General features: G+C 63.1%; 12 protein-coding genes. 1 reads left to right on the top strand and 11 read right to left on the bottom strand.

The window, feature by feature from the left end; translation table 11 throughout:
* Positions 1–262: 262 nt before the first annotated feature.
* Positions 263–1,267: a hypothetical protein gene (locus GBEM_RS00405; protein ID WP_012528522.1), complete on the top strand. Its 1,005-nt coding sequence runs from the start codon at positions 263–265 to the stop codon at positions 1,265–1,267.
* 31 nt (positions 1,268–1,298) lie between these two features.
* Here the strand turns inward: GBEM_RS00405 and GBEM_RS00400 are convergent, their stop codons facing one another.
* From GBEM_RS00400 to hypA, 11 genes are all read right to left on the bottom strand, one after another.
* Complete coding sequence (locus GBEM_RS00400) at positions 1,299–3,713, bottom strand: sensor domain-containing diguanylate cyclase (RefSeq protein WP_012528521.1); 2,415 nt, start codon at positions 3,711–3,713, stop codon at positions 1,299–1,301.
* Positions 3,714–3,731: 18 nt separating this feature from the next.
* Positions 3,732–4,805 carry a response regulator gene (locus GBEM_RS00395; RefSeq protein WP_012528520.1) on the bottom strand — a complete coding sequence of 358 codons (1,074 nt, stop codon included), beginning with the start codon at positions 4,803–4,805 and terminating at the stop codon, positions 3,732–3,734.
* A gap of 287 nt (positions 4,806–5,092) precedes the next feature.
* Positions 5,093–6,052: a transglycosylase domain-containing protein gene (locus tag GBEM_RS00390; protein WP_012528519.1), complete on the bottom strand. Its 960-nt coding sequence runs from the start codon at positions 6,050–6,052 to the stop codon at positions 5,093–5,095.
* A gap of 25 nt (positions 6,053–6,077) precedes the next feature.
* On the bottom strand, positions 6,078–7,079 hold the full coding sequence (gene pdxA / locus GBEM_RS00385; protein WP_012528518.1) for a 4-hydroxythreonine-4-phosphate dehydrogenase PdxA: 1,002 nt from the start codon (positions 7,077–7,079) through the stop codon (positions 6,078–6,080).
* 157 nt (positions 7,080–7,236) lie between these two features.
* Entirely contained in the window at positions 7,237–7,974 is a 738-nt protein-coding gene (locus GBEM_RS00380; protein WP_012528517.1) for a hypothetical protein, read from the bottom strand.
* A gap of 56 nt (positions 7,975–8,030) precedes the next feature.
* Positions 8,031–10,229: an ATP-dependent helicase gene (locus GBEM_RS00375; protein WP_012528516.1), complete on the bottom strand. Its 2,199-nt coding sequence runs from the start codon at positions 10,227–10,229 to the stop codon at positions 8,031–8,033.
* A 292-nt stretch (positions 10,230–10,521) separates the two neighbouring features.
* A complete protein-coding gene (locus GBEM_RS00370) occupies positions 10,522–11,205 on the bottom strand; it encodes a response regulator (protein ID WP_012528515.1) in 684 nt (227 codons plus the stop codon).
* Between the two features lie 390 nt (positions 11,206–11,595).
* The gene (locus GBEM_RS00365) at positions 11,596–12,372 is read right to left on the bottom strand and encodes an ATP-binding protein (RefSeq protein ID WP_012528514.1); all 777 of its coding nucleotides are present in this window, start codon (positions 12,370–12,372) and stop codon (positions 11,596–11,598) included.
* Positions 12,373–12,533: 161 nt separating this feature from the next.
* A complete protein-coding gene (gene cooS, locus GBEM_RS00360; protein WP_012528513.1) occupies positions 12,534–14,441 on the bottom strand; it encodes an anaerobic carbon-monoxide dehydrogenase catalytic subunit in 1,908 nt (635 codons plus the stop codon).
* Complete coding sequence (locus GBEM_RS00355; RefSeq protein WP_012528512.1) at positions 14,438–15,007, bottom strand: 4Fe-4S dicluster domain-containing protein; 570 nt, start codon at positions 15,005–15,007, stop codon at positions 14,438–14,440. Before GBEM_RS00355 ends, cooS begins: the two co-directional genes overlap by 4 nt.
* Positions 14,988–15,362 (bottom strand): hydrogenase maturation nickel metallochaperone HypA, encoded by a 375-nt coding sequence (gene hypA / locus GBEM_RS00350; protein WP_012528511.1) that lies wholly within the window; start codon positions 15,360–15,362, stop codon positions 14,988–14,990. Before hypA ends, GBEM_RS00355 begins: the two co-directional genes overlap by 20 nt.
* Between the last annotated feature and the right edge of the window lie 6 nt (positions 15,363–15,368).

Below are 15,368 nucleotides of genomic sequence, written 5' to 3'. Positions count from 1 at the left end.
CCGCGTTGTCAGTACTGGATAGTTTAATCGCCGTCGCTGCTGCGACTCGGTCTAACCCGTTGTCAATTGTCAATCGTCAATTGTCAATTGATTCACCGTTTCTTCGTCGCCGTCGTCTGCGACTCGGCCTAACCCGTTGTCAATCGTCAATTGTCAATTGTCAATTGATTCACCGTTTCTTCGCCGCCGCCGCTTCATCAGTCGGCCTAACATCGTTGTCAATTGTCAATCGTCAATTGTCAATTGATTTTCAGGAGTTTACATGCAGAGAAAAGCCATAGCCCTTTTGTCGGGCGGACTCGATTCCACCCTCGCGGTCAAGGTCCTCCTCGACCAGGGGATCGCCGTCGAGGCCCTCAACTTCACCTCCCCTTTTTGCACCTGCACCGGAAAGAACGCCGGCTGCAAGTCGGAGGCGGTCCGTGTGGCGGAAGAGTTCAAGATCCCCATCAAGGTGATGCACAAGGGGGCGGACTACCTCGAGGTAGTCAGAAACCCCAAGCACGGCCACGGCAAAGGGATGAACCCCTGCATCGACTGCCGCATCTTCCTCTTGAAAAAGGCCAAGGAATACATGCTGGAGTCGGGCGCCGATTTCGTCTTCACCGGAGAGGTTCTGGGACAGCGCCCCATGAGCCAGCGCCGCGACACCCTGCGCATCATCGAGAAAGAGAGCGGCCTCGAAGGGCTCCTTTTGCGCCCCCTCTCGGCTAAGCACTTCCAGCCCACCATCCCGGAGCAGGAAGGGTGGGTCGACCGCGAGAAGCTCCTCTCCATCCAGGGGAGATCCAGGAAGGAGCAGTTCGAGCTCGCGGCCGAGTTGGACGTGAAGAACTACCCCTGCCCCGCCGGCGGCTGCCTCTTGACCGAGCCCTCCTTCGTCGGCAAGATTCGCGACGTCTTCGACCACTCGGACGAGCTCAACATGAGGGACTTCCGGCTCCTCAAGCTCGGGCGGCACTTCAGGATCGGGCCCCGGACCAAGGTGGTCCTTGGCCGCAACGAAGGGGAGAACGAACTCCTGGAACGGGCCGTTCAGCCCGGCGAGGCAACCCTGCGCTGGGTCGAGGGGATGAGTCCGCTTGCCGCGGTCATGGGGGAAACTACCGATCACCTTTTGGAAAAGGCGGGGCAGATACTTTTGCGCTACACCAAGGCGGAACCCGGTTGCGCGGCCACCCTGAGCATTTTGCGCGACGGCAGCGAAACGGAGCTGAAGACGGTGAATGCTCTCGACGAGGCGGCCGTGGAGGCGCTCAGGCGCTAGCCGCCATCGCCCCGCAGGCGCCTCTTAGCGGCTAGCCTCCCAAGTGGAAGCGGTAGACGTTCTTGCCGTCCTGCTTGGCCTGGTACATGGCGTAGTCCGCGTAGCGCACCATCCCGTCCAGATCGGCGTCGCAGTCGGGATAGACGCAGATCCCGATACTCACCCCCACCTGTGCGCTTTCCCCTTCCACCAGGAAGGGGAGGGCGAACGCCTCTAGCACCCTCTCGGCCACCAGGGACGCGTCCCGCCGGTCCGCCATCTTGGTGAGGATGATGGTGAACTCGTCCCCGCCCATGCGGGCCACCATGTCGCAGGCCCGCACGCACTCCCTAAGCCGGTACCCCGCCTCCACCAGCACCGCGTCCCCTGCCGCATGCCCCAGCCGGTCGTTCACCTGCTTGAAGCTGTCCAGATCCAGGAACATGAGCGCCATCGGGTGCTGGTAGCGCTTCGCCTCGAATACAGCGTGGCGCAGCCGGTCGAAGAAGAGCACCCGGTTGGGGAGCGAGGTCAGCGAGTCGTAGTGGGCCAGGGTCTCCAGCCTCGCTTTGGCGAGCTTTCTCTCGGTGATATCCCTGAAGATGACCTGCAGCGCGTTTTCACCGCGGAAAACGAACGGACCCACCCCCAGTTCCACCTCCACGGCGGTCCGGTCGTGGCGCAACAGCCGCTCCTCTATCCAGGGGGCGGTGGTGCCGGTTTCCTCGGCGCAGGTTGCCTGCTCCAGGAACTGCTGCTCTGAATCCCGCTGGATGAATTCGCGCATCTCCTTCCCCAACAGCTCGTCGCTTGAGCGGTACCCCAGCATCTCGCACCCCGCCGGGTTGACGAAAACGAAGCGGCGCCCGACCAGGATGGCGATCCCGTCCAGCGAAAGCTCCACCAGGCGCCGGAACCGCTCCTCGCTCTCCCCTATGGCCGCCACCATCCCCCTCAACTGCTCCTCGTTGTTGGCCCGAAGCGTCATGTCCTGCATGGTCTGGATGGCGGCGATCAGCCTCCCCTCGGCGTCCCGGATGGGAGCCGCCTCGAAGGCCAGGTATCTCTGCTTCCCTTTGAGCCGGTACCACCCCTCGGCCCGCAGCCCTTCGGGGATGAGAGGGGAATCCGCGTAGCAGCAATAGAGATCCGCCATCTCGTACAGTGTTCCCGCCACCACGATGTCGGCCAGAACGCGGCGCGGCTCGTCGTAGAAGGCGCGCCAAGGTTCGATCTGCCCCAGCTGCGCCCCTGCGGCGACGCCGGTCAGCTCCTCCATGGCGCTGTTCCAGATGATCACCCGGTGCTCGGCGTCGATGACGAAACAGGGGACCGCCGAGTGCTGCAAGAGCTGCACGGCAAACCCCTTCTCGCTTTCCAGCGACCGCTTGTTGATCACCAGTTCCTGCATCATGGCGTTGAAGGCCTGGGCCAGGTCGCCGATCTCGTCGTTGTTATTCACCAGTACCGGGAGGTACTTGCCGGCATCCCCCCCTATCTCGCGCACCCGCCCGGCGAAGAGTTGCAAGGGCGCGGTGAGGCGGCCGACGAAGAGCCAAACGGTGATCAGGGCCAAAGGAAGCAGCAAAGCGAGGCTAAAGATCGCCAGTTTCTGCGCGCGGTAGATCGGTGCGTACGCCTCGGAGAGGGGGCGTTCCGCCGCCAATATCCAGCCGCGCGCGGGAAGCCTCTTGAAGGAGTAGATCGAGGGCGACCCGGCAGGGTTATCCATCTCGCCGCTCCCCTGGTATCCGTCGATGGCCCGGTCCAAAAGCTCCCGCATTCCCTTCGCCGGCATGGGCTTGCCGATCTTGTCATGATTGCGGTGCGCGACTATCTGCCTTTGCCGATTGAAGAGGAAGAATTCCCCGCCGTCCTGGAGGTTCAGGTGCGCCACGCGGCTCAGGAAGTTTTCTTCCATAAGATCCACGCGTCCTCCCAGGACTCCGATCATCCTCCCCCCCCCCCCCAGCACCGGGACGGTGAACATCACCACCTGATGCCCGCGCCTTCGCTGCGACGGGAAAGGTTCGGAAATCAGCGCCTTCCCGGATCTGAGCGTGGCGGCCAAAAAATCGAGCTTGGAAAAATTGTCGCCTATGTCGGGGGTCTGCCCCGGGGAGAAGGCTACGAGCCTTCCGTCGGCGCTGAAGAAAGCCGTGCCGTCGCTGAACACCTGGTGCAGATCGAGGCGTTGGTCGAGGAAACTCTGCATGGCCGCGGCATCTCTCCCCGTGGCCGGCGGGATGCTCATCGCCACCGCGACCAGCTCGCGCTGCGCCGCCAGGATCTTTTCATCGAGCTCGCCCGCCATGGCGCTCACCACCGCGAACTGCCGCGCGGCGACGGTCTCCTTGAACTCCCGCATGAAAAACAGCAGTCCCAGGCCGGCAACGCACGAGCTCACCGTACCAATCAGCAGGAAGACGACCAAGCTCATCTTTATTTTCAGGCTGCACCTGGACATGTTTCGTCTGGTTCCCCGCTAATCGCTATGGTTCTCGTAGATGGCCTCGAAGTCGTGTGCCGCCGTAACGAAGGCGCGCAGTATCTCCGGGTCGAAATGCTCCGGCATGGTTCTGCCGTCCCCTTCGGTGATGATGCGGACCGTCTTTCCGTGTTCGAAGGTGGGCTTGTAGACGCGCTTGCTTCTGAGGGCGTCGTACTGGTCCACAAGCATGACGATGCGCCCCTCCACGGGGATCTTTTCTCCGGCGAGGCCGTGGGGGTAGCCGCTGCCGTCCCAGCGCTCGTGGTGGGTAAGGGCGATGGAGGCCGCCATCTGCAGCACCATGTGAGTCGAGCCGGCGAGTATCCTGCCGCCGATCTCGGTATGGCTCTTCATGACGCCGAATTCCTCACCGTTGAGCGGCCCCGCCTTCAAAAGTATCGCGTCGGGTATGCCGATCTTGCCGACGTCGTGCATCGGCGCAGCCATGCCGATCCCCTCAGCGAAATCCGCGGGCATTTGCAGCTGCTCGGCAAGCCTCTTGGCGTAGAGACCGATGCGCGAGATGTGCCTGCCGGTGTCCTCGTCCCTGAGTTCGGCCGCTGCCGTCAGCCTCTCGATGGTCTCGCGGCTCATATTCCGCATCTGCACCAGCGCTGCGCCCAGCTCGCGGGTCCGGTCCTGTACCTTTTGTTCCAGCTCCGCCTTGTAATTTTTCTCCATCAGGACCAGGCGCTGATAGTTGATCCCCTTCTCCACGGCGTAGATCAGGTATGGAGTCTTGAAAGGCTTGATGATGAAGTCGAAGGCGCCTTTCTTGATGGCGGAAACGGCCATCTCCAGCTCGGCATAGGCCGTCATCAGGATGACCGGGATGTCGCGGTCGAAGTCGTGGATCTGCTCCAGGAGTTCGATGCCCGACATCTGCGGCATGTTGACGTCAGTGAGCACCACGTCCGGCGGCGACCGGCGCAGCAGCTGCAGCGCCTCGTGGCCGTTGGAAAACGAGGTGACCTCGAATCCGCTTACCGAAAGGAGCAGTGCCACGCTCTCCAGCACGTATGGGTCGTCGTCCACGAGGACGACCCGCCCCGATTTTAAATTTTCCATGTAGTTCTCCCCAGCTAGCCACCTGATGTCCGGTGCTTTTTCCTGTTTCGGCATTTCTAATGGGAACTTGAGGAAGAGATTGCTAAGGGCGTTCCCAAGCTGGAGCTTGGGAACGAGAGAGAAAATACCGGGGAAAACCGCTCTTGGTCCCCCCTCCCCTTGCGGGAGGGGGTTAGGGGGTGGGGAAAGGTGCCATCATTTCCGTACTTTGCAGCTTCACCCGCCCCCCGTCCCCCTCCCGTCAAGGGAGGGGGGGACAGGAGGGATTTGCTCCTGCCATGCGACCGTTACTGCTTTTCTTCCTGCGCCGCGGGGGGGGAGGCAGGCGACGCGGGCTCCTGCGCCGGCTCCGGAGCGGGCTGAGGCGCGGCTCCCTCCGGCGCGCCGGCTTTCGGCTCCTGCGCGTTCATCTCCTCCTGCGACAGGGGCTGCTCCGGGAGGGTAGCCGAAGTGTGGTTCGCCATCACCTCGACCTGCTTGATGCTCATATCGACCTTACGCTGCATCCGTCCGACGTTCGGCGACTGCGCCAGCGCGGTGCGATATTCCGCTTCGCTCAGAACCCCCTTTTTGGCGAGAAGCCCCAGGATCATGTTTGAGCGCTTCAGCACCTTGCCCAGGTTCTTGTACGGGTTGTAGGCGACCCGGGGGCCCGGGAGCATGGCGGCCAGAAAGGCGCATTCGCGCGGGGTGAGGTTGGCCGGGGACTTGCCGAAGTAGTAGCGCGCGCCGTGACCGATGCCGTGCACCAGTGGGCCCAGCTCGATCACGTTCAGATAAAGCTCGATGATCCTCCCCTTGGTCAGCTCCTGCTCCATCCTCTTCGCCAGGTAGAGCTCCTTGGCCTTCCTGGTCAGGGTCTTCTCGCGGGACAGGAACAGGTTCTTGGCCACCTGCTGGGTGATGGTCGAGGCGCCGCGGGCGAAACTCTGCTTCTCCAGGTCGTACTTGATCGCTTCCTTGATCGCCTTGACGTCGATCCCCTCGTGCTTGTAGAAGGATGCGTCCTCGGCGAGGATGACCGCCCATTTCATCTCGGAGGGGATCTGCGACAGCGGGGTCCAGTAACGGTTCTTCGGGCCCACCACCAGCGGGTGGTAGTTCCCCTGCCAGTCCTTCACCTGGATGGTCATGTTGAACTTCTTGTCTTTGAGCTCCGTCACCGGCGGCGTCATGGCCAGGGAGATCACCACGTAGATGAGGTAAACGGCAAGGACGATCCCGCCCCAGGTAAGATACTTTTTCATCAGATAATCCCGCCTCTTTTGATAGCTATTGGCAACCCTGCTGTGCCATGCGTGCCGCCATGACCAGCGCGGCTTTCATGCTTTCCGCGCTCGCTTTCCCCGTCCCCGCCAGGTTGTAGGCGGTGCCGTGATCGACCGAGGTGCGGATGATGGGAAGCCCCAGGGTCACGTTGACCCCGTCGTCGAAATGCAAAAGCTTCAAGGGGATCAACCCCTGGTCGTGGTACATGCAGACCACCGCGTCGTACCCACCTTTGGCGGCGAAGTGGAACAGGGTGTCTGCGGAAACGGGGCCTGCAGCGTCAATACCTGCTTCCCTCGCGGCAGCGACCGCAGGCGCGATGATCCGGGACTCCTCGTCGCCGAACATCCCCCCCTCGCCGCAGTGCGGGTTGAGGGCGAGGACGGCCAGGCGCGGCGCACAGCAGAACCAGCGGCTGAGGGCGTCGTGAGTGATCCTGATGGTGGAGAGAACGCGGTCGAAGGTGACCAGTTCCGGCACCCTGGCAAGCGGCTCGTGGATGGTCACGAGCGTCACCCGCAGGCGCTCGCCGGCGAGCATCATCACCACCTCCGGGGTCCCGGTCAATTCCGCTAGAAGCTCCGTGTGGCCCGGGTAGTCGTGCCCGGCGCTGTTCATCGATTCCTTATTGATGGGGGCGGTGGCCATGGCCTGCACCGTCCCGTCCAGGCAGAGCTTGGCCGCTTCGCAGATGTAGCGGTAGCAGGCGTCCCCTCCGGCCTTGGTCGGGGCGCCGTAAGGGATCTCGTCGAGCTTCAGCCGTGACAGCTCGCGCAGGTAAAGGGTATGGGGGGACGCGTCGAGGGGGGGTAGCAGGTCGGGCGCGGACGCTATGGCGAGCTTGACCCCAGCCACCGCTATGCCGCGCTCCATGGCGCCCCGGTCCCCGAGGACCAGCGGACGACAAAGCGCCGTGATGGCCGGGTCGGCGAGCGCCGCCGCGATGATCTCCGGCCCTATGCCGCAGGGATCCCCCATGGTGACGGCTATTACTGGTTTATCCAAGATGCTCTCCTATCCACACTTTCTTCGGAGTTTCCGTCCAGGCTCCCTCTGCCTCTGGGAGAGGGTTGGGGTGAGGGAGGTTTTGAAGGCAGCGCCGAACAAACGAATAGGGGCCGTTGGGCCCCTATTCCATTGGTACCGGCAGTCGCGTGGACGCCTATTTCTTAGCCGTGTTCAGGGGGAGGCTGACCTTATGCACCTGCCCGGATTCGCGTTCGCGCACCTGCAGCCTCAGCTCCTTGGCGCTGTTCGCCTCGCCCGGGAAGAAGAGGAAACCGTTGGCAAGAGCACCCGCAGGGATCGGCTTTCCTTCCAGTCCCTTGCTCCTCAGGTCGTCCGAGATGCGGTGCTCGCGCTCGCCGGAGGTCCCTTCCTGCGTCCCGCCGATCAGCGCGCCGCCGGCTGCGCCGAGTGCGACCCCTTTGCCTACCGCCTCGCCTACGCTCTTGCCGGAGGCGATGCCGATGGCGGTTGCCAGGATGCCGCCTGCAGCGGCGCCCAAAATCGCACCCTTACCGGCCCCCTTGCCGAAGAACGAGGCGAACTGGGTCGAGCTCTCCAGGCGATCGAAGGCGGTATTGTTGGGGACCACGGGCCAATAGTTCCCGCCGTCGTCCACGAGGAAGGTCTGGCCGGAGATGAGCTCCAGGTTGTTCGCGCTTTTGTTGTCGAAAACCAGCATGACCGGAAGAAGCCCCGCTCCCTTGATGTCGAAGCCGAAAGCCTTCTCCGCCGAGTCGGCGTCTGGGTACGCCTCGCCGCCCATGGAGACCCCGTTCACCTCGCGGTAGTTGGTATATGCCTCGGGGGGGCGGAAGGAGACGTACTGGCTCTTGTACGAGGTGCATGCCGAGAAGAGCAGCATGGAGATCATTAGGACGCAAAGTTTTTTCATGGGTGGGCCTCCTTGGATAGTCTCATTATAATGATGCGTCTACTATACTACCGTTATCACGCCCGCTCAAGCCCCGCGAAGCGGACCAGGAGCTTCTTTGGCCCTCCCAGCGAGTTGAACCAGACGATCACCTTCTGGTTGTCACCCTCCCCTTCGATTTTGCGGATGGTTCCGGGGCCGAACTGGGCGTGGCGCACCTTCATGCCGAGGTAGATACCCTCGTCGTGCTCCGGCACCATGCGCACCTCGTTGTCATCCTCTTCGGGCTCCATCTCCTCCTCGAAGAGCGAGGCTAAGTTGTGGGAGGGGAACTCGCGGTGTCGCGCAGGCTCCTGCCAGTTTTCCCCGCTGTCGAGGAGCTCTCGCGGTATGTCGGCTATGAACCTTGCCGGCGGGTTCATCTGCTCCTGGCCGAAGATGTGGCGCCGGCGCACGTTCAGCAGGAAAAGGCGCTTCTTGGCGCGGGTCATCCCCACGTAGCAGAGCCTGCGCTCCTCCTCCATCTGGGCCGGATCTTCCAGGGCCCTCACGTGGGGGAAAAGCCGCTCCTCCATGCCGATGATGAACACCAGCGGGAACTCCAGCCCCTTCGCGGAGTGCAGCGTCATCAGCGTCGCCGAAGATTTCTTCCCGTCACCCTCCTGCTCCAGGTCGCTTACCAGCGCCACCTGCTCCAGGAAGTCTGCCAATCCCTTCTCGCCGGGGCCGCTCTCGTAGGCCTGCATGGCCGTCACCAGCTCCTGGAGGTTCTCGATCCGCTCCTGGGCCTCGTCGCTTCCCAGCGCCTTAAGCCGGGCGAAATACCCGGACTCGTAGATGATGGTGGAGGTGAGTTCGGAAAGCGGCATCTGCTCCGCCTTCTCCTTGTAGCCGTCGATCTCCTGCGCGAAAGCGGCGACCTTTCCCTTGGCAGCCACGGAGAGGAGCGGCCCGAAGGCCCCCTCAAGCATGGCGTCGTAAAGCGGTATCCCCTTTTCCGCGGCGAACTCGGAGAGACGCTGCACCGTCGTGTTGCCGATGCCGCGCGGCGGCGTGTTGATGATCCGCTTCAGCGCCACGTCGTCGGAGGGGTTGTCCAGCACCTTCAGGTAGGCGAGGATGTCCTTCACCTCAAGCCTCGCGTAGAAGCGGACCCCGCCCACCATATGGTAGGCGACACCTGCCGACACCATGGCGTCCTCGACGGCGCGGGACTGCGCGTTGGTGCGGTAGAAGACGGCCACCTCCGAGAGGTCCCCCCCCTCGTCGAGGAAGCGCTCCGTCTCGCGGCAGACGGTCCTGGCCTCCTCCCATTCGTTGGGGAGGGTGCGGTAGACGATGCGCTCGCCGTCGGGGTTGTCGGTCCAAAGGCGCTTGGGCTTGCGGCCGCGGTTTTTCTGCACCACGTTCCAGGCGCCGTCCAGGATGGTCTTGGTGGAGCGGTAGTTCTGCTCCAGCTTCACCACCTTCACCCCCGGGAAATCCTTCTCGAATTCCAGGATGTTCCGAATATCCGCGCCGCGCCAGCCGTAGATGGACTGGTCGTCGTCCCCGACCACGCAGAGGTTCTTCCGCTCCCCGGCCAGAAGCTGCACCAGGCGGTACTGCACCGGGTTCGTGTCCTGATATTCGTCCACCATGATCCAGCGGTAGCGCTGCAGGTATTTGTCCCGCACCTCTTTGACCTGTTCGAGCAGCTGCACGGCAAGGAGCAGCAGGTCGCCGAAATCGACCGCGTTGCAGCGCTTGAGGCGTTCCTGGTAGCAGCGGTAGACCCGGGCCAGCGTGGCCTGGTAGGGGGAGTCCGTGGGGACGTCGTCCGGCGCGAGCCCCTGGTTCTTGAACTCGTCCAGAGCACCGGCGAGCGCCTTGGCCGGGTATCTCTTCTCGTCCAGGTTCAGCTCGGCGGCGCAATCCTTCAGGAGCTTTTCGCAGTCCCTGTCGTCATAGATGGCGAAGTTGCTGTCGTATCCCAGGTGGCGGATCTCGCTTCTGAGGATCCTGGCGCAGGTGGAGTGGAAGGTGGAGATAAGCGGAAGTTCCCCGTCACCCAGCATGTGCGCCAGGCGCTCACGCATCTCGCCCGCTGCCTTGTTGGTAAAGGTCACGCCCAGGATCTGCCAGGCGGGGACCCCGCGTTCGTGGATCAGGTAGGCGATGCGGTGCACGATGACGCGGGTCTTGCCGGAGCCGGCCCCGGCGAGGACCAAAAGCGGTCCTTCCCCGTGGAGCACGGCCTCTTTTTGGGGAGGGTTCAGATTGTGGAGCAGTTTCATGTCGTTCCTTGAAACCGGTGGCGCTGGAGGGGCCGCCGGTGCGAAAGCGGAATCTTTTATAGCACTTCGGTAGGGGGAGGTAAACCTTAAAGGCGGAACACAGAGGACTCAGAGGTTCTCGGAGGTCACGGAGGTTAAGTAGGGGAAAAACAAACCAAAGCAAAGGCTCTCACCACAGAGGGCCACAGAGGAAAACCTAAAACAAAAGGTCTGGTTTAAACCTTCTTTCGATTTCCTCTGTGCAGCCTCTGTGTCCTCCGTGTCCTCTGTGGCGAAGGTTTTTGGTTTGATCTTACCTGGATTTTCCTTCCAGGTACCTGGCCAGCGCGGACTTCACTTCTTTGGGCATGAGGGCGAACTTCACGCCCAGACCCTTGGGACGGAACACCATGCTTTCGCTGGTCCAAACGATCTTGCAGGGGGAGTCGATGACGGATCCATCAGGGAGGGTAAAGGTGAGGCTGACGATGTTGCCGGGTTGCCCGGGGAAATCGGTGACGACGAAGGCGCCTTCCGACCCCAGATCGTGAAGCGAGCAGGCGATAGCCTGCCCACCCACGTTCAGCACGGCGCCGACGTCGCAGGGGATGCGGTGATCGCGCCGGTTGATCCCGGGGATGAACTCACGGGCGATCTCCAGGAACCGGTCTCTGCCGGCAGGCTTGGATAGGAAGTAGTTGCAACCGGCGGCAAGGCTCATCTCCTTGTCCTTGGCATCGGAACTGGAGGAGATAAGGACCACCGGGGTGCTGGCAAGCTCGGGATCGGACCTGATGGCACGACAGCATTGGGCGCCGTCCATCCTGGGCATCTGCAGATCCATGAAGATCAGGTCCGGCTTGCGGTTCTTCACGACCTCGAGGGCCTCGATACCGTCGCGCGCGGTCAGGAGGTTCACCTGCGCGTACTTGAAGAAATCCTTTTCGATCTCCAGGAACATCTGCAGGTCGTCAACCAGAAGGATGGTTGGGTTCAAGCGCGTCTCCCTTCTCGGGTCGCGGGCGCCGAAGCGCTGCCGGTTGAATATAGTTCTCTTGTTCTTGGCTTTCCTTCTGTACCAACTGTATCAGTCCCAGCAGCAATCTGTATCAATTGAGGGTCAATTTTCCGGTAAATGACAGCATCAGTCAAGGGCAAAACCTTTTTATTTCTTAAGGACCTTGGCGACGACTGCACTGACAGTAAACCCATCTCAATGCATGGCAGAGTGAGCTGTTAAACTTGGGCCGTGTCACTGAATGTATGTTTGATCAAAGCGGAGCACAGAGGGCACGGAGGTCACAAAGGAAAATACTAAGGCTTTACACCTTTCAAGGATTTTAGATTTTCCTCTGTGTCCCTCTGTGCTCCTCTGTGGTGAACGATTTTACGCCGCGTGCAGCGCCAGCAGGCGCTCCTTGATTGCACCGACTTCCTCCAGCGCGCCGGCGCTCAGGCGGGCCGGAGCCTGGTTCTCCCGGTCCGCACGCCTGATGCCGTCGCAAAAGGAGACGGTCCCCAACAACTGCCGCGCCGGGATCGCACCGCTTATCAGCAGACGGTCTTCCTCGTCGCGCACCTTGCTCCCCACCACGTAGACCTCTTCTATTCCCAGGTCGGCGGCGAGCTTCATGATCTGCTCCGCGGTCTGGATGCTCCTTTGCCCCGGCTCGACCACGACCACCAGGGCGTCGACCGACTCGGCCGTCCTGCGCCCCAGGTGCTCCAGCCCCGCCTCCATGTCCATGATCACCACCTCGTCCCGCTCCAGGAGAAGGTGCCCCATCAGGCGCTTGACCAGCGTGCTTTCGGGGCAGGCGCAGCCGCTCCCCCCCTGCTCGAAGGTCCCCATCCAGAGGAAGCGGACCCCGTCGTGGGTGAGGCAGAAGCGCTCGGGGAGGTCGCTCACCTTGGGGTTCAGTTTGAAGAAGGAGCCGTACCCCCCGGAGGCGCCCGTGCGCTCCTCCGCCAGTTCCTTCATCCTGGCGACCGGTTGCAGCGCCCTGGCCGCCTCGGACGATATGCCGAGCGCCTGGGCCAGGTTCGCGTCCGGGTCGGCGTCCACGGCAAGCACCCTCGCTCCGTCGTCGGCGAAGGCGCGTGCCAAAAGGCTCGCGAAGGTGGTCTTGCCGACGCCCCCCTTGCCGGTGACCGCTATCCTCAAGCCTCGCCGGGCTTCGAGAGGTGCAGCGTCGCCCCCCTGGGGGGTGGCGTGGTGGGGGTGGCCGTGATGCAGATTCTCATGGTGATGATGATCGTGGTGCCGATGCTCGTGCTCATGATCCGTCCCGTGACTATGTTCGTGGTTGTGGTGTTCGCACATGTTCAGATCCCCAGCCCTTTCCTGCGCTCGTCTATGACTTCGAGAAGCTTCTCCGCCGCCAGCTCGGGGTCGAGTTCCACCAGGAAATATCCACCCAGAAGATCCTTGGCCGTCTGCGTCAGGAGTTCGGTCACCTGGGCCGATCCCGTCACCTGCGGCATGGTCCCCAAGTGGGTCGGGATGCCGAGCGCGACGCTCCAGGTCCCGATGGCCACGGCCTTCTCGGACATCGCCTCGGGTGCTGAGGCCACCAGCGGGAGCTTGTCCAGGTCGACCCCGAGCCGGTTGGCGACCGCGACCGCCACCTCCACCGCACGGCTGTTGTCCACGCACGAGCCCATGTGCAGCACCAGCGGCAGGGGGCCGTTCAGCCCGGCCGAGGTCCCGATAGCCGTGAGCACCGCCTTCAGCGAGTCGCCGGCGTACTCGACCGTCGCCTCCTGGGTCATCAACCCGTGCTTGGCGAAGGAACCCGCGCCGCATCCGGTGGCTAAGAGCAGGACGTTGTTTTTAGCCAGCTTTTTGGCCATGGTGACGAAGCTGCTGTCCTGGGCCACCTGGGTTGAGTTGCATCCGGCGAAGAGCGCTATGCCGCGGATGTTGCCGTTGGCGATGTTGTCGATGAGCGGCTGTAGCGGGTCTTCGGCGTTGAGGGTGGCAAGTGCTGCCACTACCGACTCCAGGCCGAAGCCGACGATGGCGGTCTGCTTGAAGTCCGGTATGTTGACCCTGCGCGGGTCGCGCCGCTTGTACGCCTCGATGGCCGTCTCCACGATCTGGCGCGCGTTCTCCAGGGCGGTCTCCTCCTTGAAGGAGACGTGGCTCGCGCCTTTGATCTTGTTCTCCTCCATGGTGGTGATGACGGCGGTGTGGAAGCAGGCGCCGATCTCCGCCACCGAAGGCATGATGCACTGCACGTCGACCACCATCGCGTCGACCGCGCCGGTCACCAGCGCCAGTTCCTGCGAGAGGTAGTTGGCGGCGAGCGGTATGCCGTGGCGCACCATCACTTCGTTGCCGGTGCAGCAGATGCCGACGATGTTGATCCCCTCCTTCGCGCCCGCCTTCCTCGCTTCTTCGTCCATCTGCTGTGCCACCTCGCAGACCACCTCGCTTAGGAGCGGGTTGTGGCCGTGCACCGCGATGTTGACCGCGTCGGGCTTGATGACGCCCAAATTGGCGGCGGTCACCACCGGAGCGGGGGCGCCGAAGAGGGCATCGGAGATCTCGGTGGCGAGGCACATGCCGTTGAAATCCGCCAGCGCCCCTTTGATTCCCCCCAGGATCAGGTTGACCGGGTCCGCGTCGCAGCCGACCAGGGTGCGTCCCATGATCTGGGTGATCACGGCATCGATGTTGTGCGGCACCACGTGCAGGGCCTGCAGACGCTCCAGGCGCTCCTTGGTAAGCGTCGCCTCGATCCAGTTGCAGGGGGCATCGTGGTCCTGGCTCTGGAAGTCCTCCAGGGTTGCCTTGGCCACCGCCGCGGCGACGGCCTGGATCTCCTGACCCTCGGTGCAGATCTTGAGCTTCGCGGCAACGCGCAAAAGCTTTGCCTCGTCCCGGATCTGGTAGGCCGGTAGCTTCCCTTGCGACACCCCCTGCAGTGCCAGCGCCACGTGCCTGCCGTGCTCGGAATGCCCGGCCGCGCCGGCGGCGATCATGCGGATCAGGTTACGGGCCACGATGGTGTCGGCATCCGCGCCGCAGATGCCGCGCTGCGGGCCGTCACCGAACGGGTCGATGCGGCAGGGCCCCTTCCAGCAGATGCGGCAGCAGACGCCCAGTTGGCCGAAGCCGCACTGCGGCTGCATGGCGCGGTGGCGGTCCCATACCGTGGAGATCCCTTCTTTCTTGGCGATCGGCAACAGCGTTGCCGCGGACGGATCGGTGGTGAGATTGAGGGTCATAGTTTGGCCTTCCTTTTCTTGAGAAATTGTAGGGATTGGGCGAGTTCGGCGGCCCTGGCTTCGATGAGGCTCTGTCGGTACTCTTCCAGGTCGACCAGGGTGAGCGCCTTGGTGGGGCACCCCTCGACGCAGGCGGGAATCTCCCGCCCCGTCCCGGCGCAGAGATCGCACTTTCTGGCCACGCCGCCGTTGGTGCGTCCGGTTGCCTCTTCGCTCCCCTCGTGTTTCACGCTGATGGCGCCGAAGGGGCAGACCATGACGCAGACTTTGCAGCCGACGCAGTTCTTCTCGCGGACCCCGACCGCGCCTTTTTCCTGCAGCATGGCTCCGGTGGGGCAGGCGCAGGCGCAGGGGGCATCCTCGCACTGTCGGCACTGCACCGGCATCATCACGTCTCCCGCCGCCACGACGCGATTGCGGGGCCGAAGCGTCAGCCCCTGAAGCGCCGCCTGGTGCAGCCCGGTTCCGGAATGGGCCAGGGCGCAGGCCAGCTCGCAGCCGTGGCAGCCGAGACAGCGCTCGGGATCGGCAAAGACTATGGCATTCTCACGCTGCTGTTGCTTCATTGTGGTCTCCTTTGCATATGGCCTCCAAGCTCTCCAAATAAAGTTCCCTCCCACCCGACAGCTCGACGTCCCCTCCTCCGCAGTCGGGACACTGGAACCGAAAGCCGACGATGCGAAAGCCGCTGGCGCAGCCGCGGCAGCGGCCGGTCAAATGGACCGTCTCGATTTCCAGTTGCGCCCCGGAAGCCACCGTCCCCTCCGCCACCACCTCGAAGCAGGCGGCAAGCGTCATCGGTTCCACCGCCGCCAGTTCCCCCACCATCAGGCGCACCTTGGAGATGGATTCGATGCCGCGCGCGGCGACCTCGCGGTTGATGATCTCGAAGAGTCCGGTGACCAGGGTGATTTCGTGCATGGCTCC

This window comes from Citrifermentans bemidjiense Bem (assembly GCF_000020725.1).
GTDB lineage: Bacteria > Desulfobacterota > Desulfuromonadia > Geobacterales > Geobacteraceae > Geomonas > Geomonas bemidjiensis.
Note: the sequence above shows the minus strand (reverse complement) of the source record. Positions and strands in the feature narration are given on the sequence as shown.

What these genes read in the sequence shown, in the direction of transcription:
- cooS (WP_012528513.1), bottom strand. Translation starts at nt 14,441, where the DNA reads ATGACCCTCAATCTCACCACCGATCCGTCCGCGGCAACGCTGTTGCCG.
- GBEM_RS00400 (WP_012528521.1), bottom strand. Translation starts at nt 3,713, where the DNA reads ATGTCCAGGTGCAGCCTGAAAATAAAGATGAGCTTGGTCGTCTTCCTG.
- GBEM_RS00405 (WP_012528522.1), top strand. Translation starts at nt 263, where the DNA reads ATGCAGAGAAAAGCCATAGCCCTTTTGTCGGGCGGACTCGATTCCACC.
- GBEM_RS00380 (WP_012528517.1), bottom strand. Translation starts at nt 7,974, where the DNA reads ATGAAAAAACTTTGCGTCCTAATGATCTCCATGCTGCTCTTCTCGGCA.
- GBEM_RS00395 (WP_012528520.1), bottom strand. Translation starts at nt 4,805, where the DNA reads ATGGAAAATTTAAAATCGGGGCGGGTCGTCCTCGTGGACGACGACCCA.
- GBEM_RS00390 (WP_012528519.1), bottom strand. Translation starts at nt 6,052, where the DNA reads ATGAAAAAGTATCTTACCTGGGGCGGGATCGTCCTTGCCGTTTACCTC.
- GBEM_RS00375 (WP_012528516.1), bottom strand. Translation starts at nt 10,229, where the DNA reads ATGAAACTGCTCCACAATCTGAACCCTCCCCAAAAAGAGGCCGTGCTC.
- hypA (WP_012528511.1), bottom strand. Translation starts at nt 15,362, where the DNA reads ATGCACGAAATCACCCTGGTCACCGGACTCTTCGAGATCATCAACCGC.
- GBEM_RS00355 (WP_012528512.1), bottom strand. Translation starts at nt 15,007, where the DNA reads ATGAAGCAACAGCAGCGTGAGAATGCCATAGTCTTTGCCGATCCCGAG.